General features: G+C 66.9%; 20 protein-coding genes. 8 read left to right on the top strand and 12 right to left on the bottom strand.

The features are described from left to right. Positions 1–636: 636 nt before the first annotated feature. The 5 genes from arfB (at position 637) to QX094_RS05325 (ending at position 4,195) form a co-directional block, all read left to right on the top strand. Positions 637–1,056, top strand: a complete 420-nt coding sequence (gene arfB, locus QX094_RS05305) for an alternative ribosome rescue aminoacyl-tRNA hydrolase ArfB (protein ID WP_315716703.1) — start codon at positions 637–639, stop codon at positions 1,054–1,056. A 221-nt stretch (positions 1,057–1,277) separates the two neighbouring features. Beyond that, positions 1,278–1,595 carry a c-type cytochrome gene (locus tag QX094_RS05310; RefSeq protein ID WP_315716717.1) on the top strand — a complete coding sequence of 106 codons (318 nt, stop codon included), beginning with the start codon at positions 1,278–1,280 and terminating at the stop codon, positions 1,593–1,595. 1 nt (position 1,596) lies between these two features. After that, entirely contained in the window at positions 1,597–1,992 is a 396-nt protein-coding gene (locus tag QX094_RS05315; RefSeq protein ID WP_315753454.1) for a VOC family protein, read from the top strand. 49 nt (positions 1,993–2,041) lie between these two features. Beyond that, the gene (locus tag QX094_RS05320) at positions 2,042–2,590 is read left to right on the top strand and encodes a gluconate 2-dehydrogenase subunit 3 family protein (protein ID WP_315716701.1); all 549 of its coding nucleotides are present in this window, start codon (positions 2,042–2,044) and stop codon (positions 2,588–2,590) included. Positions 2,591–2,626: 36 nt separating this feature from the next. Continuing rightward, on the top strand, positions 2,627–4,195 hold the full coding sequence (locus QX094_RS05325) for a GMC family oxidoreductase (RefSeq protein WP_316184172.1): 1,569 nt from the start codon (positions 2,627–2,629) through the stop codon (positions 4,193–4,195). A gap of 191 nt (positions 4,196–4,386) precedes the next feature. On the opposite strand, the gene QX094_RS05330 is transcribed toward QX094_RS05325, so the two are convergent. Next, complete coding sequence (locus QX094_RS05330; protein ID WP_315716699.1) at positions 4,387–4,698, bottom strand: ribbon-helix-helix domain-containing protein; 312 nt, start codon at positions 4,696–4,698, stop codon at positions 4,387–4,389. A gap of 198 nt (positions 4,699–4,896) precedes the next feature. Between QX094_RS05330 and mutL the strand changes: the two genes are divergently transcribed. Further along, on the top strand, positions 4,897–6,750 hold the full coding sequence (gene mutL, locus QX094_RS05335; protein ID WP_316184175.1) for a DNA mismatch repair endonuclease MutL: 1,854 nt from the start codon (positions 4,897–4,899) through the stop codon (positions 6,748–6,750). 226 nt (positions 6,751–6,976) lie between these two features. Here the strand turns inward: mutL and rsmD are convergent, their stop codons facing one another. Both rsmD and QX094_RS05345 read right to left on the bottom strand, forming a co-directional pair. Beyond that, a complete protein-coding gene (gene rsmD, locus QX094_RS05340; RefSeq protein ID WP_316184176.1) occupies positions 6,977–7,528 on the bottom strand; it encodes a 16S rRNA (guanine(966)-N(2))-methyltransferase RsmD in 552 nt (183 codons plus the stop codon). Positions 7,529–7,537: 9 nt separating this feature from the next. Further along, positions 7,538–9,718 carry a pseudouridine synthase gene (locus QX094_RS05345; RefSeq protein WP_316184178.1) on the bottom strand — a complete coding sequence of 727 codons (2,181 nt, stop codon included), beginning with the start codon at positions 9,716–9,718 and terminating at the stop codon, positions 7,538–7,540. Positions 9,719–9,849: 131 nt separating this feature from the next. On the opposite strand from QX094_RS05345, the gene QX094_RS05350 reads away from it, so the two are divergent. Then, positions 9,850–10,296 carry a nucleoside deaminase gene (locus tag QX094_RS05350; protein ID WP_315825385.1) on the top strand — a complete coding sequence of 149 codons (447 nt, stop codon included), beginning with the start codon at positions 9,850–9,852 and terminating at the stop codon, positions 10,294–10,296. A 21-nt stretch (positions 10,297–10,317) separates the two neighbouring features. Here QX094_RS05350 and QX094_RS05355 read toward each other — a convergent pair whose 3' ends face one another. The 8 genes from QX094_RS05355 to QX094_RS05390 all read right to left on the bottom strand — a co-directional run bounded on the left by QX094_RS05355 (position 10,318) and on the right by QX094_RS05390 (position 19,353). After that, entirely contained in the window at positions 10,318–11,610 is a 1,293-nt protein-coding gene (locus tag QX094_RS05355; protein WP_316184180.1) for a cytochrome P450, read from the bottom strand. After that, positions 11,610–12,326, bottom strand: coding sequence for a class I SAM-dependent methyltransferase (locus QX094_RS05360; RefSeq protein WP_316168026.1), 717 nt, complete (start codon positions 12,324–12,326; stop codon positions 11,610–11,612). The genes QX094_RS05355 and QX094_RS05360 overlap by 1 nt, the downstream gene beginning before the upstream one ends. Continuing rightward, entirely contained in the window at positions 12,323–12,817 is a 495-nt protein-coding gene (locus QX094_RS05365; protein WP_315716692.1) for a hypothetical protein, read from the bottom strand. Before QX094_RS05365 ends, QX094_RS05360 begins: the two co-directional genes overlap by 4 nt. A 50-nt stretch (positions 12,818–12,867) precedes the next feature. After that, positions 12,868–16,098, bottom strand: a complete 3,231-nt coding sequence (locus QX094_RS05370; RefSeq protein ID WP_316184184.1) for an AAA family ATPase — start codon at positions 16,096–16,098, stop codon at positions 12,868–12,870. Positions 16,099–16,214: 116 nt separating this feature from the next. Beyond that, positions 16,215–17,498: a phosphoribosylamine--glycine ligase gene (gene purD, locus QX094_RS05375; protein WP_315716690.1), complete on the bottom strand. Its 1,284-nt coding sequence runs from the start codon at positions 17,496–17,498 to the stop codon at positions 16,215–16,217. A 71-nt stretch (positions 17,499–17,569) separates the two neighbouring features. Next, positions 17,570–17,884 (bottom strand): transcriptional regulator, encoded by a 315-nt coding sequence (locus QX094_RS05380; RefSeq protein ID WP_315716689.1) that lies wholly within the window; start codon positions 17,882–17,884, stop codon positions 17,570–17,572. Positions 17,885–17,888: 4 nt separating this feature from the next. After that, positions 17,889–18,437 carry a hypothetical protein gene (locus tag QX094_RS05385; RefSeq protein ID WP_315716688.1) on the bottom strand — a complete coding sequence of 183 codons (549 nt, stop codon included), beginning with the start codon at positions 18,435–18,437 and terminating at the stop codon, positions 17,889–17,891. A 13-nt stretch (positions 18,438–18,450) separates the two neighbouring features. Further along, entirely contained in the window at positions 18,451–19,353 is a 903-nt protein-coding gene (locus tag QX094_RS05390; RefSeq protein WP_315716716.1) for an alpha/beta hydrolase, read from the bottom strand. A 218-nt stretch (positions 19,354–19,571) separates the two neighbouring features. On the opposite strand from QX094_RS05390, the gene xseA reads away from it, so the two are divergent. Then, complete coding sequence (xseA, locus tag QX094_RS05395; RefSeq protein WP_315716687.1) at positions 19,572–21,188, top strand: exodeoxyribonuclease VII large subunit; 1,617 nt, start codon at positions 19,572–19,574, stop codon at positions 21,186–21,188. Between the two features lie 7 nt (positions 21,189–21,195). On the opposite strand, the gene QX094_RS05400 is transcribed toward xseA, so the two are convergent. Next, positions 21,196–22,026 carry a dienelactone hydrolase family protein gene (locus QX094_RS05400; RefSeq protein ID WP_315716686.1) on the bottom strand — a complete coding sequence of 277 codons (831 nt, stop codon included), beginning with the start codon at positions 22,024–22,026 and terminating at the stop codon, positions 21,196–21,198. Positions 22,027–22,213: the final 187 nt, after the last annotated feature.

The raw sequence follows: 22,213 nt of genomic DNA on the forward strand, positions 1-22,213 counted from the left end.
GACGAACGATGTCTTGCGGACGTGAAGTCGCAGCGTCCTGATACCCCGATGCTGGTATCACGCGCTGATGCGCAAGCATCATGCGCAATGGTGGCCAACACGCCCGGCGCACCAGGGAGACTGCGTATAAGCGTGAAGACCATCGCGCGGGGAATGCCGGGATGCCTCGGCTGAACCTGTGGTACCTGCCGCCTGCATTTTTTTCGCAGGCGGGCCATGGGTGCGGCCAGCGCCCGGCATTCCCCGCGCCCTCTGCATGCTCGCGAGGGACGAACTGATCGCAGACCTCGGGCATCAGATGCCGCGAGAACGCGCTGACATGTCGTCGCCTGCGGCCGCTGTTTGAACCGTGAATCCGCCTCGCACACCGCTGTCGTCCCGGACAAGCTGCGACGCGCGCCAGCGCGGCGCAGATCCGGCACCCATACGCCGCAGCCGACGTGAGGCGGGAGGTGTCAGCGGCCAGCCTGCCCCAAACTGCTCCCTGGGGTTATGGATCCCGGCGTTCGCCGGGATGACAGTGGAGATTCTGGCGGCGGTCTCGGGCCGCCAACCGCGCCTCGCCATGACGCCCCGCGCACACCTCCCCTAAACCCGCTATGGTGGGCGCGAAAACCTCGATTCCACTGGTGCCCCATGCTGCGGATCTCCCGCGACCTCGCCATCAACGAAGACGACATCGAGATCTCGTTCGTCCGCGCCTCCGGCCCCGGCGGCCAGAACGTCAACAAGCTGTCGACCTCGGCGCAGCTGCGCTTCGACACGACCCGGATCACCCTGCCCGAGGACGCCGCCGCACGGCTGGCGCGGCTCGCTGGACAGCGCATGACCAAGAACGGCGTCATCGTCATCCAGGCCGAACGCTTCCGCACCCAGGAGCGCAACAAGGCCGATGCGATCGAGCGTCTCGTCACGCTGTTGAAGGAGGCGATGATCCGGCCGAAGGTGCGGCGCCCGACCAAGCCGACCTTCGGCTCCAAGCAGCGCCGGCTCGAAGGCAAGAAGATCCGCAGCGATGTCAAAGCGGGACGCGGCGGGCGCCGCTTCGACGATTAGTCCGCAACGCTGACATATCCTGCGACTAGACAAGTCCTGCGCACGCTTTGTTCCGGCCGAAACAGCCCGCTACTACCACGGCGCTCTCGCTGCCACCTAGTCTCATCAAAAATGATGAGAGAGGATCGATGTCGAGACGGCGTACGGCGCAAGAGCTGCTGATTGTTTTTGGACTAGGATGGTGCGGCGCAGTCCTGAGCACCACGATTGCATCGGCGCAGATGGCCTTGCCGTCGCCCAAGCCTGCCGACGGCGCGACCTTGTTCAAGCAGCAATGCGGCGTCTGCCATACGCTGAGCAGCGCCGAGCCGATGCGCCAGGGGCCGCCGCTCTCGAAGGTCGTCGGCCGCCGCGCCGGCTCCGTCGAAGGCTTCCGCTATTCGGCCGGCTTCGCGAAAGCTGATTTCACCTGGGACGAGACCAAGCTCGATGCCTGGCTGACCAACCCGCAAGAGCTGATCCCCGGCGCCGTGATGGCGTATCGCCAGGCCAAGCCCGACGTGCGCGCCGCGATCATCAACTACCTGAAGGACAATTGAGATGGCCAAACCCGTTCATTCCATGATCCGCGTGCTCGACGAGGCCAAGGCGCTCGACTTCTACAAGCGCGCCTTCGGCTTGGAGATCGCCGACAATCTGCGCTTCGACGGCTTCGCGCTGATCTATCTGCGCCATCCGTCGTCGCCCTTCGAGGTCGAGCTCACCGTCAACTACGACCGCAAGGAGCCGTATACGCTCGGTGACGGCTACGGCCATCTCGCTGTCGTGGTCGACGATCTCGATGCCGAGCATGCCCGTTTCGAGCGCGAGAACCTGGCACCAGGCCCGTTGCGCGATTTCAAGCACAATGGTGCGACACTCGCGCGCTTCTTCTTCGTCACAGATCCCGACGGCTACAAGATCGAGGTCATCCAGCGCGGCGGCCGCTTCGGATGAGCCGCTGACCACGAAAATACACCAAACAAAAAACCAACGGAGGATACCCATGAGAGAAGTCGATCGCCGCAACAAATACGACCGCCGCGTCTTTCTCAAGGGCGCGGCCTCGACCGTGCCGGCCGCAGCCGTGGCTTCCGCGACCGGCCTCGGCATTGCCGATGCCTGGGCGGAGGATGCCAAGGCGCTGACGCCGGCGACGCTGAAGACGCTGGTGAAGGTCGCGCGCGACATCTATCCGCACGACTTCCTCGCCGACCGCTACTACATCACCGCGGTCAAGCCGTGGGACGGTAAGGCCGCGGAGGATGCCGCCGTGAAGGCAATGATCAATGACGGCGTCGCCCGGCTCGACCAGGACGCGCGTGACCGCCACAAGGTGCCTTACGCCCAGGTGCCGTGGGAGGCCGACCGCGTCGCGCTGCTCCAGGGCATCGAGCAGACGACCTTCTTCAAGACGCTCCGCGGCGACCTCGTGGTGTCGCTCTACAATCAGAAGGAGCTCTGGCCGAAGTTCGGCTACGAGGGCTCCTCCGCCGAGCATGGCGGCTACATCAACCGTGGCTTCTCCGACATCGACTGGCTGCCGAAAGCCTGACGCCGGCGAACAACAGAAAACACGGAGGAAACCACCATGGCAAAATTCGATCAGAACGATTCGGGCGTGGTCGTGATCATCGGCTCGGGCGCCGGCGGCGGCACCCTGGGCAACGAGCTCGCGCAGAAAGGCATCAAGGTCGTGATCCTCGAGGCGGGCAATCGCTACGAGATTCCCGACTTCATCAACGACGAGTGGGAGAGCTTCACCCAGCTCGCCTGGACCGACATGCGCACGACATCCGGGACTTGGCGCGTGGCGAAGGACTTCGCCAACCTGCCGGCCTGGATCGTCAAGGCGGTCGGCGGCTCGACCGTGCACTGGGCGGGCGCCTCGCTGCGCTTCGATGAGCACGAGTTCAAGGCCCGCACCACCTATGGCGGCGTGCCCGGCACGAGCCTGTTGGACTGGCCGGTGACCTTGGCCGAAATGGAGCCGTGGTACGCCAAGGCCGAGTTCAAGATGGGCGTCACCCGCACCAACGACATTCCGGGCCTACCCGGCAACAACAATTTCAAGGTGCTCGAAGCCGGCGCCCGGAAGATCGGCTACAAGACCGTGCACACCGGCAACATGGCGATCAACTCGCAGCCGCGCGACGGCCGCGGCGCCTGCCAGCAGATCGGCTTCTGCTTCCAGGGCTGCAAGTCCGGTGCGAAATGGTCGACCCTGTACACCGAGATCCCGAAGGGCGAGGCTACCGGCAATCTCGAGGTGCGGCCCAACAGCATGGCGATCAAGATCGAGCATGACGCTTCGGGCAAGGTCACCGGCGTGGTCTATGCCGACGGCCAGGGCAAGATGCAGTTGCAGAAGGCCCGTATCGTCGCCGTCGCCGGCAACTCGATCGAGAGCCCACGGCTTCTGCTCAACAGCGCCTCGAACATGTTCCCGGATGGACTTGCCAACTCCTCCGGCCAGGTGGGGCGCAACTACATGCGGCACATGACCGGCAGCGTCTATGCGACGTTCGAGAACCCGGTGCACATGTATCGCGGGACCACCATGGCCGGCATCGTCCGCGACGAGGCGGCGTTCAATCCGAAGCGCGGCTTCGTCGGCGGCTACGAGATGGAGACGCTCTCGCTCGGCCTGCCGTTCATGGCCGCGTTCCTCAATCCCGGCGCCTGGGGCCGCAGCTTCACGGCGGCGATGGAGACCTATCCGCGCATGGCCGGCATGTGGCTGGTCGGCGAGGACATGCCGCAGGAGACCAACCGCATCACGCTCGATCCTGTCGCCAAGGACAAGTTCGGCATGCCGGTCGCCTCGGTGCATTTCGACGATCATCCCAACGACGTCGCGATGCGCGCCCACGCCTACAAGCAGGGCTCGGCGATCTACGAGGCGGTCGGCGCCACCGTGACCTACCCGACCACGCCCTACCCCTCGACGCACAATCTCGGCACCAACCGGATGAGCGAGAAGGCCAAGGACGGCGTCGTCAACAAGTTTGGCCAGACCCACGACGTCAAGAACCTGTTCGTCTCAGACGGCAGCCAGTTCACTACGGGGGCTGCGTGCAATCCGACACTCACCATCGTGGCGCTGGCGATCCGCCAGGCGGACTACATTGCTGGCGCGATGCAGAAGAAGGAGATTTGATTACCATCGGTATGGTGACGCAAAACTCTTGCGGCGATCTCGGTCAGCGCCTCCCCCGCTTGCGGGGGAGGTCGTATCGCATCGAAGATGCGATACGGGTGGGGGAACGCTCAGGAAAGACCGCCGATGTGGCGCCCCCACCCCGCCCTCCCCCGCAAGCGGGGGAGGGAGACGAGAGACCGCCCGAGTGGCTACTCGGCCGCGTCCATGATCGCCGCCGCGGTAAATTCCGGCAGCGTCGCAGTCGCCTTTGCCCGATAGATCAGACAGGAGCAGCGCAGCAGCGACGCAAAATTCTTCACCTCGCCGTGATGGTCGAGCACCTCGGCGTACAGCGTGGTCACGAACTTGGCGAGGCTCATGCCTTCCTTGGCGGCGATCTCCTCGAGCGTGTCCCAGAACGCCATTTCGAGCCGGATCGACGTGCTATGGCCGCCGATCCGCAACGAGCGGGTCTGCGACTCATAATCGCGCTGAGGCTGGTGTGCGAACAGATGGCACATGGGCTTCCTCCGGCTGATCGTTATTTTTGCGAAACGATATACTGGCCCCGCCCGCCTCACAATCCCGTTGGAGAAGGTTGCTTTTCTCTGCCGCAGCGCATGAAAAAAGCTATTCTCACCCCACATTTGCAACGTGACCGCCGCAGCGCCGCGCGCCTTCAATATCCAAGCCAGCCAGCTTTCAAGTTCGTTCGCACCATGCCCGTCCGCCAGCTTCCCGAACAGATCGTCAACCGCATCGCCGCCGGCGAGGTGGTCGAGCGGCCGGCGAGCGTCGTCAAGGAGCTGGTCGAGAACGCGATCGATGCCGGCGCGAGCCGCATCGACATCTTCACCGACGGTGGCGGCCGGCGAAAGATCGCGATCACCGACGACGGTGGCGGCATGACGGCGGCCGATCTTGCGCTCGCGGTCGAGCGCCACGCGACATCGAAGCTCGACGACGAGGACCTGCTGCAGATCCGCACCCTCGGGTTCCGCGGCGAGGCGCTGCCCTCGATCGGCTCGGTGGCGCGGCTGTCGATCACGACGCGGCACAGGAGCGAGCCGCATGCCTGGGCGCTCGCGGTCGATTGCGGCGACAAGTCGCCGATCGTGCCGGCCGCGCTGAACCAGGGCACCCGCGTCGAGGTCGCCGATCTCTTCCACGCCACGCCGGCCCGGCTGAAGTTCCTCAAGACCGACCGCACCGAGGCCGAGGCGATCCGCGAGGTGGTGCGGCGGCTGGCGATGGCGCGGCCCGACATCGCCTTCACGCTGGCCGGCGAGGAGCGCGCGCCGGTGACCTGGGCCGCCGCGCTGCCCGGCGCGCCGGGCCAGCTGACGCGGCTCGGCGACATCCTCGGCGCCGACTTCCGCAGCCATGCGATCGCCGTGCGCAGCGAGCGCGATCATGTCGTGGTCGAAGGCTTCGCAGCGGCCCCGGCGCTGACGCGCGCCAATGCGCTTGGGCAGTATCTGTTCGTCAACGGCCGCCCGGTGCGCGACAAGCTGATCCTCGGCGCCGTGCGCGCAGCCTACGCCGACTATCTGCCGCGCGACCGCCATCCTGTCGTGGCGCTGTTCGTCACACTCGATCCGCGCGAGGTCGACGCCAACGTGCATCCGGCCAAGACCGAGGTGCGCTTTCGCAATGCCGGCCTGGTGCGCGCGCTGATCATCCACGCGTTGAAGGAAGGTCTCGCCCGCGAAGGCCGCCGCACCGCGGCCAATGACGGCGGCGCGACCATCGCCGCGTTCCGCCCGGCCTTCGCGCCGCCGCGGCCCAACGTCGGTCCGATGAATTGGGACTGGCAGCGCTCGCCGTCGGCGCCGGCGATGCCGCATTTCGGCGGCTCCGTCCCTGCGGCAGCGCCCTCGCCAGATCTCGGGTCGTTCGGGCTTGCGGAATCCTCTCAAGCGGCCTTCGACGTCGGCACGCCCCGCGCCGATCTTCGGCTGCACGAGCAGCCGGCCGCGCCCGACCTGCTCGACCGTCCGCTCGGCGCTGCGCGCACCCAGATCCACGACACCTACATCGTGGCGCAGACCCGCGACGGCCTCGTCATCGTCGACCAGCACGCCGCCCATGAGCGCATCGTCTATGAGCGGCTCAAGGCCTCGCTCGCGGCGCATGGTGTGCAGCGGCAGATCCTGCTGATCCCGGACATCGTCGAGCTCGATGAAGCCACCGTCGAGACGCTGCTCGCGCGGACTGATGAGCTTGCCTCATTCGGCCTCGCGATCGAATCGTTCGGTCCCGGCGCGGTCGCGGTGCGCGAGACGCCGTCGCTGCTCGGCAAGATCAATGCGGCGGGGCTGCTGCGCGATCTCGCCGAGCACATGGAGGAATGGGGCGAGGCGCTGCCGCTGGAGCGCCGCCTGATGCACGTCGCCGCCACCATGGCCTGCCACGGCTCGGTGCGCGCCGGCCGCCGCCTCAAGCCGGAAGAGATGAATGCGCTGCTCCGCGAGATGGAGGACACGCCCAACTCCGGCCAGTGCAATCACGGCCGCCCGACCTATGTCGAGCTCAAGCTCGCCGATGTCGAGAAGCTGTTCGGGAGGAGGTAGGACGACGAGCTCGATAGCGACGAGTTGGAGAACGACGGGAGCTCCAAAACCGGTGTCGTCCCGGGCAAGCCACCGGCAACGCGCAGCGTTGTCCGGCGGCGCCGACCCGGGACCCATACGCCGCAGCAGAAGTGACGTGCGAGTACGCCGTCGCGAGCGTCGCGCGTCCCAACCCGATCCTGTGGTTATGGGCCCCTGCGTTCGCAGGGGCGACAGTGAGCAAGGATCACGCGCTGCGCAAAAATACGAACTCGGTGTCGTCATAGGCGCGGCGTTCGAGCTCGGTGAAGCCTTCGGGCACCTTGAACGCGGCCTTGGCTTCCTCGACGACCAGCAGCGCCGATGGCACCAGCCAGCCGCCGTCGCGCAACGAGGCCAACGCCTTCTCGGCCAGGCCCTTGCCATAGGGCGGATCGAGAAACACCAGCGAGAACGGCTCGACCGGGCGCGCCGGACCGAGATTGGTGGCATCGCGGCGGTAGACCTTGGTGACACCGCCGAGGCCGAGCGCCTCGACATTGTTGCGCAGCAGCGCCCTTGCCTCGGCGCCGTTGTCGACGAACAGAGTGAACGCTGCGCCGCGCGAGACAGCCTCGATGCCGAGCGCACCGGTGCCGGCAAACAGGTCGAGGACGCGTGCGCCCTCGATCGGATCCTCGTAGGCGTGCACGAGGATGTTGAACAGCGCCTCGCGCAGCCGGTCCTGCGTCGGCCGTATGTCGCGCGAGGCGGGCGAGGCGATGTTGCGGCCCTTCAGCCGTCCACCGACGACACGCATCGCACCACCCTACTCGTCCTGCGGCGTGATATCGCGCTTGCCGTGATAGCCGCGCTTCGGCGGCCGCGGCGGCCCGGGAAAGCGCGCCTCGGCCTCGTGGCGCTCGCGTGCCTCCTCGCTGCCCGTGCGCTGAACCAGCACGCGCCGGCCCTTGCGGTCGGCGACGACCTCGCGCTTCGGCTTGGGCTTCGGATCCGGCAACGGCTCGCGATTACCCTTGCCAGCCGGACCGAGATCGGCGCCCGACTGCGCGATGACCTTCTCGCCGAGCTGCTCGCGCAGCACCCGCGTCTTGACCTCCTGCACCTCGCCCTCGGGCAGCTCCAGGAGCTGGAACGGACCGTAGGAGACGCGGATCAGGCGGTTCACCTCGAGGCCGAGATGGGCGAGCACGTTGCGCACCTCGCGGTTCTTCCCTTCGCGGATCGCAACGACCAGCCAGACATTGGCGCCCTGGTCGCGCTCCAGCGTCGCTTCGATCGGGCCGTATTTCACGCCGTCGACCTCGACGCCTGCGGCGAGCTGGTCGAGCTGCGCCTGCGTAATCTCGCCATGGGCGCGGACACGATAGCGGCGTGTCCAGCCGGTGTCCGGCAGTTCGAGCACACGCGCCAGCCCGCCGTCATTGGTGAGCAGCAGCAGCCCCTCGGTATTGAAATCGAGCCGGCCGATCGAGATCAGGCGCGGCAGCCCTTCCGGCAGATTGTCGAACACGGTCGGGCGCCCCTCGGGGTCGCTGTGCGTCGTCATCAGCCCGCGCGGCTTGTGGTACAAAAACAGCCGTGTGCGCTCACGCTCCGGCAACGGCGCGCCGTCGACCTGGATCACGTCGTTCTCGGTGACGTCGAGCGCCGGCGAGTTGATGATGCGGCCGTTCACGGTGACGCGGCCCTGCGTCACCATCTCCTCGGCATCACGGCGCGAGGCGAGGCCAGCACGCGCCAGCACCTTGGCGATGCGCTCGCCAGCCTTGCCGGGCTTCGGCGCCTCGTCGGGCACGACGCGCTTGGTGCGCTTGTCGGTCTCGGGCTTGCGCTCGCGATACGGACCGCGGCCGCCGAACGCCGGGCGCTTGGCGAAGACCCGGCTCTCGTCCTCATTGTCGCGGCGCGGCCGGTCGGCGAAATCACCACCCCGACCTTCGCCACGCGGATGCTCCTGCCACTCGCTGCGGCCTTCGGGGCGTTGACGCGGGCGATCGAACTTGCGGTCGTCGCCGCGATCGCGCGGCCGGTCGAATTTCGGACGGTCGGATGTGGGCCGGTCGAACTTGGGACGGTCCCCGCGTGGCCGATCGGAGGCGGAACGGTCGAACTTCGGACGATCGAATTTGGGGCGATCCTCGCGTGGGCGATCGGACTTGGGACGGTCGAACTTGGGACGGTCGAAGCTGCGCGCACCATCGCGGGGCGGGCGGGCGCTGCGCTCCGGTCGATCGCCGCCCTCACGCTTCTGCCACGGCTTGGACTCGCCGCGGGCCGGACGGTCGCCGAATTCCTTGCGCGGACCGCGCGGACCGGCGCCGAATTTGCGCTCGCCGCGATCGCCGTCAGCGCCGCGGGAAAATGTCTTCTCGCCGCCGAACTTCCGCTCCGGCCGATCGCCACGCGGCGGCCGGTCACCGAAGCTGCGCTCGGTGCGCGGACGGTCGCCGCGATCGCGGGCGCCCCCGCTGCGCGGCGTATAGGGGCGCTTCTCACCGTCACGCTCGCGTGGCGCGTAGGGCTTGCGTTCGCCGAACTTGCGCTCGGAGGATCGCGCCGCCGGACGGGCCTCGTCGCGATCCGTGCGCGGCGCGTAGGGACGCTTGCCGCCGCCACCCGCGTCGCGGTCGAATTTCGGCCGGTCGCCGCGCGGCTTGAAGGCGCGCTTCTCGCCGTTCTCACCCCGCGGCGGACGCGCGGCAAACGGACGGTCGCCGCGCGGACGCTCATCGCGGTTGAAGCGCGGCTTTTCGCCAAAGGATTTGCGCGGCGCATCGCCGTCGTCGCGGCGGCGCGGTGCACGGCCCTCGTCGAACGAGCGCTTGCCCTTGGCCCCCGCCGCCTTGTCGCCGAAGCCGCGTTTGGCGAACTTCTTCTCCGGGCCGCGCGCAGCGCCCGAGCGTCCCTTAGTCCCTTCGGAACGCCCCCGCGGGGCGCCGCCGCGGCGGCCGCGGGAATCGTTGTCTTTGTCGGTGTCGCGGGGCATGAAGGTCTCACTTTGAGGTGCGGGACGTCGCGTGGTACGCGCGCTCTGAGCAGCGCCTGTCACGCGGGAAATCGAGGTCCGGTTTTGCTGAAGGGCGATGCAGTACCAGATTTATCCGGGCATTACGAGCCATGAACGCTCCTTCTTTCATGGATCTGGCGTTGAAAGCGGCCGAATCGGCCGCAATTTCCGGCGAGGTGCCGATCGGCTGCGTCGTGGTGCGGGACAACGTGGTCATCGCCACCGCCGCCAACCGCACTCTGACCGACCGCGACCCCACCGCCCATGCCGAGGTCCTGGCGCTGCGCCAGGCCGCGCAGGCGATCGGCAGCGAACGGCTGGTCGATTGCGACCTCTACGTCACGCTGGAACCGTGCACGATGTGCGCTGGCGCCATCTCCTTCGCCCGCGTCCGCCGGCTGTATTATGGGGCCGCCGATCCCAAGGGCGGCGCCGTCGAATCCGGCGTGCGGTTCTTCTGCCAGCCCACCTGCCACCACGCGCCGGAGGTCTACTCGGCCGTCGGCGAGCAACAGGCGTCGCAGATGCTCAAGGACTTCTTCAAGGCGCGGCGCTGACGAGGCCTCGCCCCGGCCGCATCATTCGCGAAAGCGGATGTGGATGGGAAGGCCGCTGACCCCGCTCATGAACGGCGACTCGACCCGGCGCACCCGTCCGGCGAGCGCGAAATGCGCCGTGCGATGGAGCAGTTCCGCGAACATCGCGCGCATCTGCATCCGCGCCAGCTGCAGCCCCATGCAGACATGCGGACCGCGGCCGAAGGCGATATGCGGATTCGGACTGCGATCGATCCGGAACGTGCCGGCGTCGTCGAACATGGCTTCGTCGCGGTTGCCTGAATGGAAGAACAAGGCCAGCGCCTCGCCCGCGCGAATGACCTGGCCGGCGACCTCGGTGTCGCCGACCGCCGTCCGCATGAAATGGCGCACCGGCGTGGTCCAGCGCAGCATCTCCTCGATCGCCGGATCGAGCAGCTCAGGCTCGGCGCGCAACCGCGCGAGCTGGCCCGGGTCCGCGAGCAGCGCCTCGAGCCCGCCGGCCAAAGCGAGCGAGGTGGTGTCGTGGCCGGCCGTCACCAGCAGGATGAAATAGGAGATCAGCTCGTAATGCGGCATTGCGGCGCCATGCGGCGCGCTCTCTGCGATCAGGCTGGCGAGATCGTCGCGCGGGCTGGCGCGGCGGTCGGCGACCACGGCTTCGAAGTAGTCGCGCAGCGCCAGCATGGCCATGCGCATGGTGTCGCCGGGCGCCTCGGCAAAACGCCGCTGCGGATCCTCGGCGGCCACGAACCCCTGGGCGAGCCGGGCAAGCCGTGCGTCATCGGCTTCGGGCGTGCCCAGCATGCGACCGATGACGCGGAAGGTGAAAGGCAGCGCGACGTCGCGTGCGAAATCGCAAGCATCACCGCGCACGGCAACCCGGTCGAGGATCTCGGCAGCCCATTGCGTCAGCCAGCTCTCCATCGCGCGCAGAGCCGGCGGCGCGAAGGCGCCCTGGATGACCGCGCGATAGGCGGCGTGATCCGGGGCATCCATCTCGGTGAGGCTGCGGACGGCCTGCGGCTTGCCGGTGACCCGCTGCAGCACGGCCTCCGAGGCTTCGCTGGCAAGATAGGTGCGGGGTCCCGCAGCGAAATCCCTGCTCCGCGTCTCGATCGCGACGATGTCGGCGTAGCGCGTGACGGCCCAGAACGGACGCACGCCCGGGCGCTCGACCCAGTGCAGCGGCGCATGCTGGCGCAACAGTGCGCAGGCCCGTTCAAGCCGCAAGGGGCTGGCGTGACCTTTCGAGGAGATCAGCACATCCACCGCGCGCGCGATCGCGGCAGCGTGTCGACCGGGCTTGGATGAGAGCAACGGAGCTGCGGACATCAGTGCGACGGATCGCCGTCCGAGACGGCCGCCTCGGGTCTGCGGCGCACCAGCAGGGTGAACTCCTTCATGCCGTAACCGCCGATGACCTCGACCGGCGCGGCAAACTCGCGCTCACAATGGGCCGCCCAGATCTCCGGCGTGGTCCGGTACAGCCGCGCCGTCGCGGCATCGGAGGCCTCGTCGTCGTCACCGTGGGCCCGCATGAAGTTGACGCCGAAGCCGCGGCGGCTGGTGGCGAACATCTGCCGCAACAGGCCCTTGATGTAACTCTCCCAGGCCTGGCGCGGATAGCCGACATTGACGTTCATGATGCCGGACGCGACCGAGTAGTCGGCGATGCGCGGGCTCTCCGCGGCAACGACGAAACGCCGCTGCGGGCCAGCAAAGCGCCGACGTGCGCGGCTGATCATGGCGCGCGACAGATCGATGCCGAGATAGTCGATCTCGCAGGTCGGATAGCGCGCGGCCAGAAACGGCACCAGCGCGCCATAGCCGCAGCCGATGTCGTTGAGGCTGAACGGCGCCGACGCATCGCACAGCTTCATCAGCTGCACGAAGCGCAGGCCCTGCGTCGCCTCGCATGACCAGTCGACGCCCCGCGGCGTCGCGCCATGACGCGCGACGCATGCGGTGTAGTAGGCATCGACGTCGGAGCAAATGGCCTGAATAGAAGGAGCCTTTTGTCCGGCGCCGTCGCCTGCGGTCAGGCTCATTTTTTGCCGCGCTTCTGAACACGCCTGGTGCGAGCAACTTCGGCCAGGTTCTGACGCGCCTCTCGTCCGGGAGTGGTCGGTATCGAAACGATCACATGCGTTTCGAGCGAGAACACGACCGGACGGCCTTGCGTAACCGTCACCCGAGGATCGTCCGCTGCCGAATGGCAGACAATCGAAACAGGAAGCGGCTTCTCGGATTCCAGGTCGTCCTTGAACGCCCGGATGACACGGTCGTGACCATTCACGCCATCAAGATCGGAGGGATAGGTCCTGAGGTGTTCCAAGAAACGGTACCACCGGCGACGCTCAGTCCAATCCTGCGGCACGATCCCCAGCAAAGCGAACGATTGCTGCAAGCCATGCTGCAGTGAAAAAACTCCAAACTCGCGCTGCAGCTCGACCATTTCCGGCAAAGCTTCAGCCTCGAAACGCCTGTTCAACTGCACAAGAATATCGAGCGTAGTACTGTCTTTAATCATCATCCCCATGCGCCCAGCCTCCTAATAATGCTTCATGGAAAGCGGGCATACTGCACGGGTCATCTAGTACCTTCAAGAGAGGATCGGCACGCTATCAACATGGGTTTGTAGACCTCGGCACCCGAGACTTCCAGCAGGCGCTCGGCGTCGAGCAGCGATCCGACAGCTTCTGCGTCGTTCCGAAAATCGGAGTCGGACGAACTGATCAAACATCGCAGCAGCACCGCGTGGAGTTCACCGATCCTATCCGTCCTGCGTCGGGCGATGACGCTGGCTTCCTCAGCAACGTCGAGTGCACCACGGAGGTCTCCTGCGCGATAAAGGACGTCAGCCAGATCGCTCATCATGCGCGCTTCGAACTCGAGACCTGCCCTGGCGCGCCTCGAGTACTCGATCGCTTCCCTGAGATCATACGCGGCGTGAGTGAAATCGCCTGCAGCCGCCCGAGCAAGACCAGCCCCTGCCAACGCCTGCACCCGAATGTACGGCATGCCCGACGCTTCAGCGATCTGAAGCAGCTCGGCCGAGTGCAGAGCTGCGGCCTCAGCACGACCTTGCCATCGAGCAAATTCAACAGCGGCAAAGTGCGGGATAAAACGGACCACCGGAGCCAACTGTTCGGGAGGGGTATTCAACAATTCGAAAAGCTGAATTTCGAGCTCAGCGAAACAGCCGAGCTGGACCAGGATTCGCGTCCTGAGGCACTTGATCCAATATTCAACATCGAATCCCAGGATCTGATTTGGCGTCAGCCCCAGGGTCACACTACTGTCAAAACCACCTTGGTTAGCGATCGTCGCCTGCGCCGTGTTCGCCGCTGCTAGCGCGTCTCGTGCTCTCCCCGACAGCAGAAGCGCCTGCGCCAGCATGGCGTTGACGGTCGCATAGCGGCCGACATCGCCCTCCTCCGAGGTCAGCTTGACCGCATTCTGCACGAGGTTGACGTAGTCGTCGGCTGCGCCCGTCGAGGCGAGGACGCGGCCGTAAGCGCCGAGCAGGATCGGCTCGTGCATCTTGTCCGAGGAGCGCGCATAGCGCAGCGCCTCCTCGGCGAAAGGCCTCACCTCCTCGGCCGAGATGCCCTCCCGCCATCCGCAATTGAGGATCTGGCCGCTGGCAAGCGCCCTGAGGCGATCGACGTGCTCGGATGGCGGCACCGTCTGCAGCATGGAGCGGATCTTTTTCCAAAGCCGCAGTGCCTCGGCCGTATTGGTGCGGCCGATCCAGCGCGCCGCGCGCTGCAGATGCTCGACGGCCTGCATGGTCTGGCCGGCGAATTCGTAGTGCGAGGCGATCAGGGCGGCGAACTCGTCCTGCGTGCCCCAATCCAGCGCCTCGATCGCCTTGGCCACGGCCACGTGCACGCCGCTCAGGCGCGAGCGCAGCTGCATGGCATAGGCCACCTCCTGGATCAGCGGATGGCGGAAGGCGAGCACGCCCATGTCGAACGGCGGCAGATCATAGAGAAGATCGGCATGCCTCAGTTGTGCGAGCGCGTCGAACAGGTCCGCCTCGCTGAGCCCCACGACAGGCTTGAGCACGGCGAGCGCGACCGAGCGGCCGATCACAGCCGCTGTTTCCAGGACGCTCTTGGCGGTCTCGCTCAGACGGTCGATGCGGGCCGCTACCACGGCATGCACCGTCGGCGGCAGCGGAATCGGGCCGATCCCGCCCTTCAGCCGATAGGCGCCGCGCTCACCCTCGAACCCGCCGCTCTCGGAGACCGCGCTCGCCAGCTCCTCGAGGAAGAAGGGATTGCCCTGCGCGCGCTCGATGATGTCGCCGACCAGCGCCTCGAGCGATGCGTCGTCGCCGAAGACGCCGCGCAGCAGTTTGCGCGCCTCGGCGGATGCGAGCGGCACGATGTGCAGCTCGTGAAACGGAGCCCGCTGCATGAAGGACGCGGCAAAACCAGGCCTGTAGTTCACGACCAGCAGCGTCTTGGTGCCGATCGAGGCCTCCGCGAGCGCCTCGACGAACTCCTCGCTGGCCTCGTCGAGCCAATGCAGGTCCTCGATCATGATCACCACGGCGCCATCCGCCGGCGCCGAGCGGAACAACGTCTTGAACACGTTGAGGAGACGCGTCTTGAACACGCCCGGATCGAGCCGAAGCGCAGGACGAGACGGATCGGCAAGGCTCATGAAGTCCAGCAGCAGCACCAGCGCCGTATCGGGAATGCCGAGGGCCTCGAGCCTGTCGACCACCCGTTGTCGCGACACCTCGACCGGCTCCTTCGCCCGGATGCCGAAGAAGTCACGCAACAATTCGAGCACCGGCTGGAACGGGGTGGCGCGGCCATGTGCCAGCACGCGCGCCTCGTAGACGCGAATGCCCTGGCGGCGGCAGTGCTCGGCGAACTCGAAGCACAGCCGGCTCTTGCCGATGCCGGCCTCGCCGACGATGCCGACGACGGCGCCTCTGGCCGCCAGGACGTCGTCGAGCTCGCGTTCGAGCACCGCAAGCTGAGCGTTGCGACCGATTAACGGCAACAGCCGCTGCCCGCTGCGGAAGACGTCGCTCGCCGGCGCGTTCAGGCGGCCGATCAGCTTGTAGATCGACACCGGCGAGGCAATGCCGCGCAGCGTGCGGGTGCCGAGCGGCTCGGCTTCCACGAACTGCCTGGCGCCGGTGTAGGTCTCCTTGCTGATGAGGATGGTCCCTGGCTCGGCCATGTGCTCCAGACGATTGGCCAGATGCACGTTGGCGCCGGCCGCATCGTAGGTCTGGTACATGCTGTTCTCGACGACCTGGACGATCACCTCGCCGGTGTGCAGTCCGACGCGGACCTGCAGATGCGGATCCGCCAGGCGGGCGATCGAGTCCTGCATCGCGAGCGCACCGAGGCAGCCACGCACGGCGTGATCCTCGTGCGGCACCGGCGCGCCGAACAGGGCCATGACGCCGTCGCCCTGTGTCTTGTTGACGACGCCGTCATAGCGGTGAACGGCCTCTTTCATGAGGTTGAGGACCGGATCGAGCCGTTGCATCGCGAGTTCGGGATCGCCGAGACTATCGATCAGCTGGGTCGAGTCACGAATGTCGGCAAACAGGATGGTGAGTCGCTTGCGCTCACCGCCCTTGCTGCTCAGGGTCCGTAGCACCCGCTGGGCGTTCTGATCCGGCTGAGCCAGCCGGCCCGGCAACGGCGCGCCGCATTGGCCGCAGAAGCGATTCGACAGGCTGTTGGTCTGGTTGCACGCCTCACATCTAAGGCTGAGCGGCTCGCCGCACCGGTCGCACGAGGCTCTCCCGGGCTGATTCTGCCTGCCGCACCGCGCGCATTCCATGGCCCCTCCGTTCCACGGCGGAACTGATTCATCCCATCACGGCATGAGTCTATGGAACTGCCACAATTCTCGCGGGAAAAATAGCCTTGCGGGGCCGCCTGCGGCGATCACGATGCTCAGCCCCGACCGCTTTCCTGCGCCACCGCCTGCCAGGCAATGTCGCGCCGGCAGAAGCCGTCAGCCCATTTGATGCGGTCGACGGCCTGATAGGCCCGCGCCTGAGCCTCGGCGACGCTCTTTCCCGACGCGCAGACATTGAGGACGCGCCCGCCATTGGCGAGAATGGCGCCGTCTTTCGCCACCGTGCCGGCGTGGAAGATCTCCACGCCCTCGATCCTCGCGGCATCGTCGAGTCCCTCGATGACACCACCCTTCGCGTAGTCGCCGGGATAGCCCTTCGCGGCCATGACCACGGTGACGGCGGCGTCGGGAAACCAGCGCAGGTCGAAATTCTTCAACTGCCCGTCGCAGGCGGCCAGCATGGCGGGCACGAGATCCGACATCATCCGCAGCATCAGCACCTGACATTCCGGATCGCCGAAGCGCACGTTGTATTCGAACAGCTTCGGCCCCTGAGCCGTCAGCATCAGGCCGGCATAGAGAATGCCCTTGAAGGGGGTGCCCCGGGCGCTCATCCCGGCAATGGTCGGCTGAATGATCTGATTCATGATCTCGTCATGAATCTCCTGCGTCACGAACGGCGTCGGCGAATACGCTCCCATGCCGCCGGTGTTCGGTCCCTGGTCGTGATCGAACACCCGCTTGTGGTCCTGGGCAGACGCCAGCGGTATCGCGGTCTCACCGTCGCACAGCGCGAAGAACGACACCTCCCGTCCTTCGAGAAACTCCTCGATGACGACCTCGGCGCCAGCGACGCCAAAGCCGCCCTCGAACATCATCTTGATGGCGTCCTCGGCCTCGGCAACCGTCTTGGCCACGACGACACCCTTGCCGGCCGCGAGTCCGTCTGCCTTGACGACGATCGGAGCGCCGTGCTCGCGGACATAAGCGAGCGCCTCGGGGGCATTGTCGAAGCGGCAGTAGGCGCCGGTCGGGATGTCGTATTCGGCGCAGAGATCCTTGGTGTATCCCTTGGAGCCCTCGAGCTTGGCGGCGAGCCTGGATGGGCCGAACGCCTTGATGCCGGCAGCCTCGAGATCATCGACGATGCCGGCGGCGAGCGGCGTCTCGGGGCCGACCACCACCAGATCCACCTTGTTCGCCCGGCAGAAGGCGATCACCGCCGCATGATCGGCGACGTCGAGCGCGACACATTCGGCCTCCTTGGCGATCCCGGCATTGCCGGGCGCGCACCACAGCTTGGTGAGCAGCGGCGAGCCGGCAATCTTCCAGGCGAGCGCGTGCTCGCGGCCGCCGGAACCAAGGAGCAGAATGTTCATCGTCGATGCCGTCGCAGAGGGGTGGGCCAATTTGGACGCCCCAATTGCCCGGCCCTTGCAACGGAGTCAAATCATGGCTCCGGCGGCTTCGCGGCAGCGCCGGCAATGATACCCTGCAGGTTCGCGACATAGCGGGCGAAGGCCGCACGGCCGGCCGCGGTCGCCGTGACCGTGGTCTGCGGCTTCTTGCCGACGAAGGCCTTGTCCACGGCGACGTAGCCGGCCCGCGCCAGCGTGTCGATATGCGCGCCGAGATTGCCGTCGGTGGCGCCGGTCAGCTTCTTCAGCCGGACGAATTCCAGCCCGGCCACGGCAGGCAGGGCATTCAGCGCCGCCATGATCTTCAGCCGCAGCGGTTGGTGGATGATCTCGTCGAGCTCCGCCAAACCGTCAGCTCCGCCGCATCCACAAGCCGCCGAGAACCAGGCCGCCGCCATTGACGAACGCCATCCACAACGGGAAAGCCTTGCCGATGAAGAGGTAGCCGACCAGGGTCAGCGCGGTGACGCAAAGGCCGAACACCGTGAACGCCGCGCCGAACCACAAGCCGGCGAGGCCGTAGAACAGCATGAAATAGATCGGCCAGAATGCGCCCATCTCGCGCGGTCCGAAATGGCCGATCGCTTCGACGAAGAAGCCGAACGCAAAGAACATGACGAAGGCGAGCAGCGCCCGGAGATCGAAGCTGCGTACGCCGGAACGCGCCTTCTCCGTCGCGCCCAACACCAGCGACCCGGCCAGACCGAGGACATAGACCGATAGCCAGGCCTTGTCGGCGTAGTTGGGCGCGAGATAGGTCACGAGATTGCCGGCGAAGACGAGAACGCCCCAGAGGATCATCAGCAGGCTCGACAGCCGATAGATCTGCGACTGCCGCACGCGCTTCGTCACATCCTCGATGTCGCTGAGCGCCCGCGCGGCTTCCAGGCTGTCGATCATGCGGTTTGGACCTCTAGTGCGTCGCCACGTCCTCGGCGATCGCGCTCACCGCCTGCGGCGCCGACACGATCTCCATGTGATTGACGCCAGCGATCAGCTTCACGTCAACGCCCGGCACGACGGCGTGCACCGCATCTGCATATTTGTCGGCGAGCATCAGCTCGTCATCGGCGCCGGCGATGACGGTCACCGGGTGCTTCGCCGCAGTGAAATCGGCCTTGTAGCCACGGGTCGCGAAATTGCGGAACAGCCGGTAGCTGTAGGTCGGCGCCAGGAATTTCTCCGAGTTCGGCCTGACAGCAAAGGCCAGCACAGGCAGTGCCTCGCAACACGGCATGCCGATGCGCCTGAGCACGCCGAGCGCCAGGATGCGCGGAATGTCGGGACCGGCCCAGCCGCCCGAATTCTCCCGGTTGGTCGGCGCGTCGTAACCCAGATAGGGCGCGAGCAGCACGGTGCGCGTGAACAGATCCTGGATCGGGGCGCTCGCCGCGCGCAGCGCGAAGCCGCCGCCAGCCGAATGGCCGAGCAACACGATCGGTTGGGCCGGAATCGACCTCCTGACCTCGGCGACGAGGTCGGCGAGATCGTCTTCGAGCTGTCCGAGATGGCCGATGTCGCCGCGGGTGCCGGAGCCGCCATGGCCGCGAATGTCGGGCGCGAAGGTATCGATGCCGCGCGCCGCCAACGCATCGGCAAGGGCATGCACGGCGACGCTGGAGCCGGAGGAGCCGTGGACCACGATCGCGACCTTGCCGACAGCCGTTCCGCGCGCCGGGTAGTGGCGATAGGCGAGCTCGGTGCCATCGCGGGCACTGAAGCGCTGCAGGCCGGGCATGGTGCTGCGGTCGACCTGGCCGGCGGTCTCCGAGATCGACTTGAGCTCGGGCGGGCGCACCAGTGGCGTCGCGATCATCGCAGCCAGGGCCAAAGCGAGCACGCCCACGAGGCAGAGCCCCCATCCTAGGACCCGAAACAGGAACTTCACGCCGCGTCGCACGCTCTCCTCCAGCCCTTCTGCATTTTACAGAGTACTCTGTACTACAGAGCTATCGAAAAGGCAACGGCTTGATTGGCGGCGGACGCGGAAAGCCCCTACCTTGGCTGCTGCTCCCCGAACCGAATCAAACAGCGATGCCGCCTGCGGAAGCCTTGCCCAACGCGCCCGAATTCACCGTCACCGAGCTGTCCTCGGCGCTGAAGCGCACGGTCGAGGACCAGTTCGGCCACGTCCGGGTGCGCGGCGAGATCACCGGCTTTCGCGGGCCGCATTCCTCGGGGCATTGCTATTTCGCGCTCAAGGACGAGAGCGCCAAGATCGAGGCGGTGATCTGGAAGGGCGTGCATGGCCGCATGCGCTTCAAGCCCCAGGAGGGGCTCGAGGTGATCGCCACCGGCAAGCTCACCACCTATCCGAACTCGTCGAAATACCAGATCGTCATCGAGGCGCTGGAGCCGGCCGGGATCGGCGCGCTGATGGCGCTGATGGAGGAGCGCAAGCGGAAGCTCGGGGCCGAAGGACTGTTCGATCCCGCACGCAAGCAACTGCTGCCATGGCTGCCCGAGGTGATCGGCGTCGTCACCTCGCCGACCGGGGCCGTCATTCGTGACATCCTGCACCGGCTCGAGGACCGCTTTCCTCGCCGCGTGCTGGTCTGGCCCGTGAAGGTGCAGGGCGAAGGCTCGGCCGAGCAGGTTGCCGCCGCGATCCGCGGCTTCAACGATTTGCCGCAGGATGGCCCGATCCCGCGGCCCGACGTGCTGATCGTCGCGCGCGGCGGCGGCTCGCTGGAGGACCTGTGGTCGTTCAACGAGGAGATCGTGGTCCGCGCCGCGGCCGAGAGCATGATCCCGCTGATCTCGGCGGTCGGCCACGAGACCGACGTGACCTTGATCGATTTCGCCGCCGACAAACGTGCGCCAACGCCGACCGCAGCCGCGGAAATGGCGGTGCCGGTGCGCAGCGAGCTGATGCAGGAGGTCGCAAGCCTCGCGCGCCGTGTCGGCGTCTGCTGGCAGCGCAGCCAGGAGAGCCGCCGCAACGAGCTGCGCGCCGCCGCGCGCGCCCTGCCCGGCCCTAGCGATCTGCTCGCCATTCCCAGGCAGCGGCTGGATTCGGCGGCCGCCGGCCTGCCACGCGCGCTGAAGACCAACACGCATGTACACTTTCGCCAATTCGCGGCGGCGAGCGCCAAGCTCACTCTGCGCGTGCTGCACGCGCAGATCGCGCAATCACGCCATCGGCTCGTCGCGTCGTCCGAGCGGCTGTCGCTGTCGTCGCGCGGCCAGTTGCACCGGCGGCGCGAGCGATTCGAGGCGCTCGACGCCCGCTTCAAGGCCTCGCGCCAAGCCTATGCCCAGGCCAAGCGCCAGGCCATCGGCCGCGAACGCGACCGAACCGAACGTCTTGCCGAGCGGGCCCGGCGCGCGTTGCTGACCCAGCTTCAGCGCCTGTCGGCCCGCGTCGGCCAGAACGAGAAGCTCCTCACCGCGCTGTCCTATCGCAGCGTGCTGGCCCGTGGATTTGCCCTGGTGCGTGACGAGGCCGGCCACCCGCTTCACCATGCCGCGAGCATCGGTCCGGGCGCCGCGCTCTCGATCGAATTTGCGGACGGCAAGGTCGCGGCCACGGCGGGCGCGGACCGCCCGCTTCCGCCGGCAGCGCCGTCATCGCCGAAACCTGCGCGCGAGGCCAAGCCTTCGGCACCGAAGCGCACGCCCGATCCCGCCGACCAAGGCAGCCTGTTCTGAGTGGCCTTCAGCGCGCCAGCCAATCGGCCACGAGCTTCTGCGCATCGGCGCGCGCCTCGGGATCCGAGCCGACATGGCCGCGCTCGGGCGCCCCGGCGTCGGATCCCGCGACCTGATGCAGCGGCAGGTTCACACGATCGAAATCGTGATAGGCGCCGGGATAGATGACGATGCGGGTCAGCGCGCTGCGGCCGCGCGCGCCATCGATCATCTGCCGGCACGCGGGCGGCGAATAGACGTCGTCCAGGCCGCCGATCAGCACCAATGTCGGGACGCGCGTGCTCCAGCCGAGGCCGGACGAGGCGCGGCAATCCGGATAGAACGCCACCGCCGAGCGAAAATCCGGCGAGACATGCTCGGGCAATTGCGGGCGCACCGCCCACAACAGCGCGCTCGCGCCGGCCGCCCAGCCGACCAGGCTGACCCGGTCGGGCATCGCCCAGGCTTGCTCGGCCAACCATTTCTGCGCGATCACGATGTCGGCGACACGCTCGCGCCGGCCGCTGATACGACGCTCCTTGACGCGGCATTGCGGGCCCAGCCCGCGCGAGCCGTAGCTGTCCGGCAGCAGGACGGCCTTGCCGTCCCTGACGAGTTCCTCGGCCCAGTCGCGATAGCGCGGCAGCACCGGCTCCGAGCGGCCGGAAAGCCCGCCGCAGCCGTGGAGCGCGACGACGACCGGAAACGGGCCGGCCCCCTTCGGCCGGTAGAGCTGGGCGTGCAGCACATAGCTTCCCGAGGGGATCTCGACCGCGACGGGCGCTGGCAACGGCTCTGCCAAGGCTGGAAACGCCGTGGCGCAGAGCAGTGAGACGACGATGGCGACGAGGGAGCGCATCAAACCAGCCGGGCGGGACAAGCGGCGGATATCGCAATCTAGCTAGCACGGAGTTTCGAGCAGAAGCATCACAAATCAGTGGGTTTGCGCGGGGGGACAGCGTCCCCCATCTATGCTAGGAAATCATCGAAATTCGGCCTGTCGTGTGCGCGCGGCGCCCGCGTAGGGGGACTTCACGTCAAGGAAT

Origin of the sequence: Bradyrhizobium sp. SZCCHNS1050 (genome assembly GCF_032484785.1) — a bacterium.
In the GTDB taxonomy this organism is placed as follows: Bacteria; Pseudomonadota; Alphaproteobacteria; order Rhizobiales; family Xanthobacteraceae; genus Bradyrhizobium.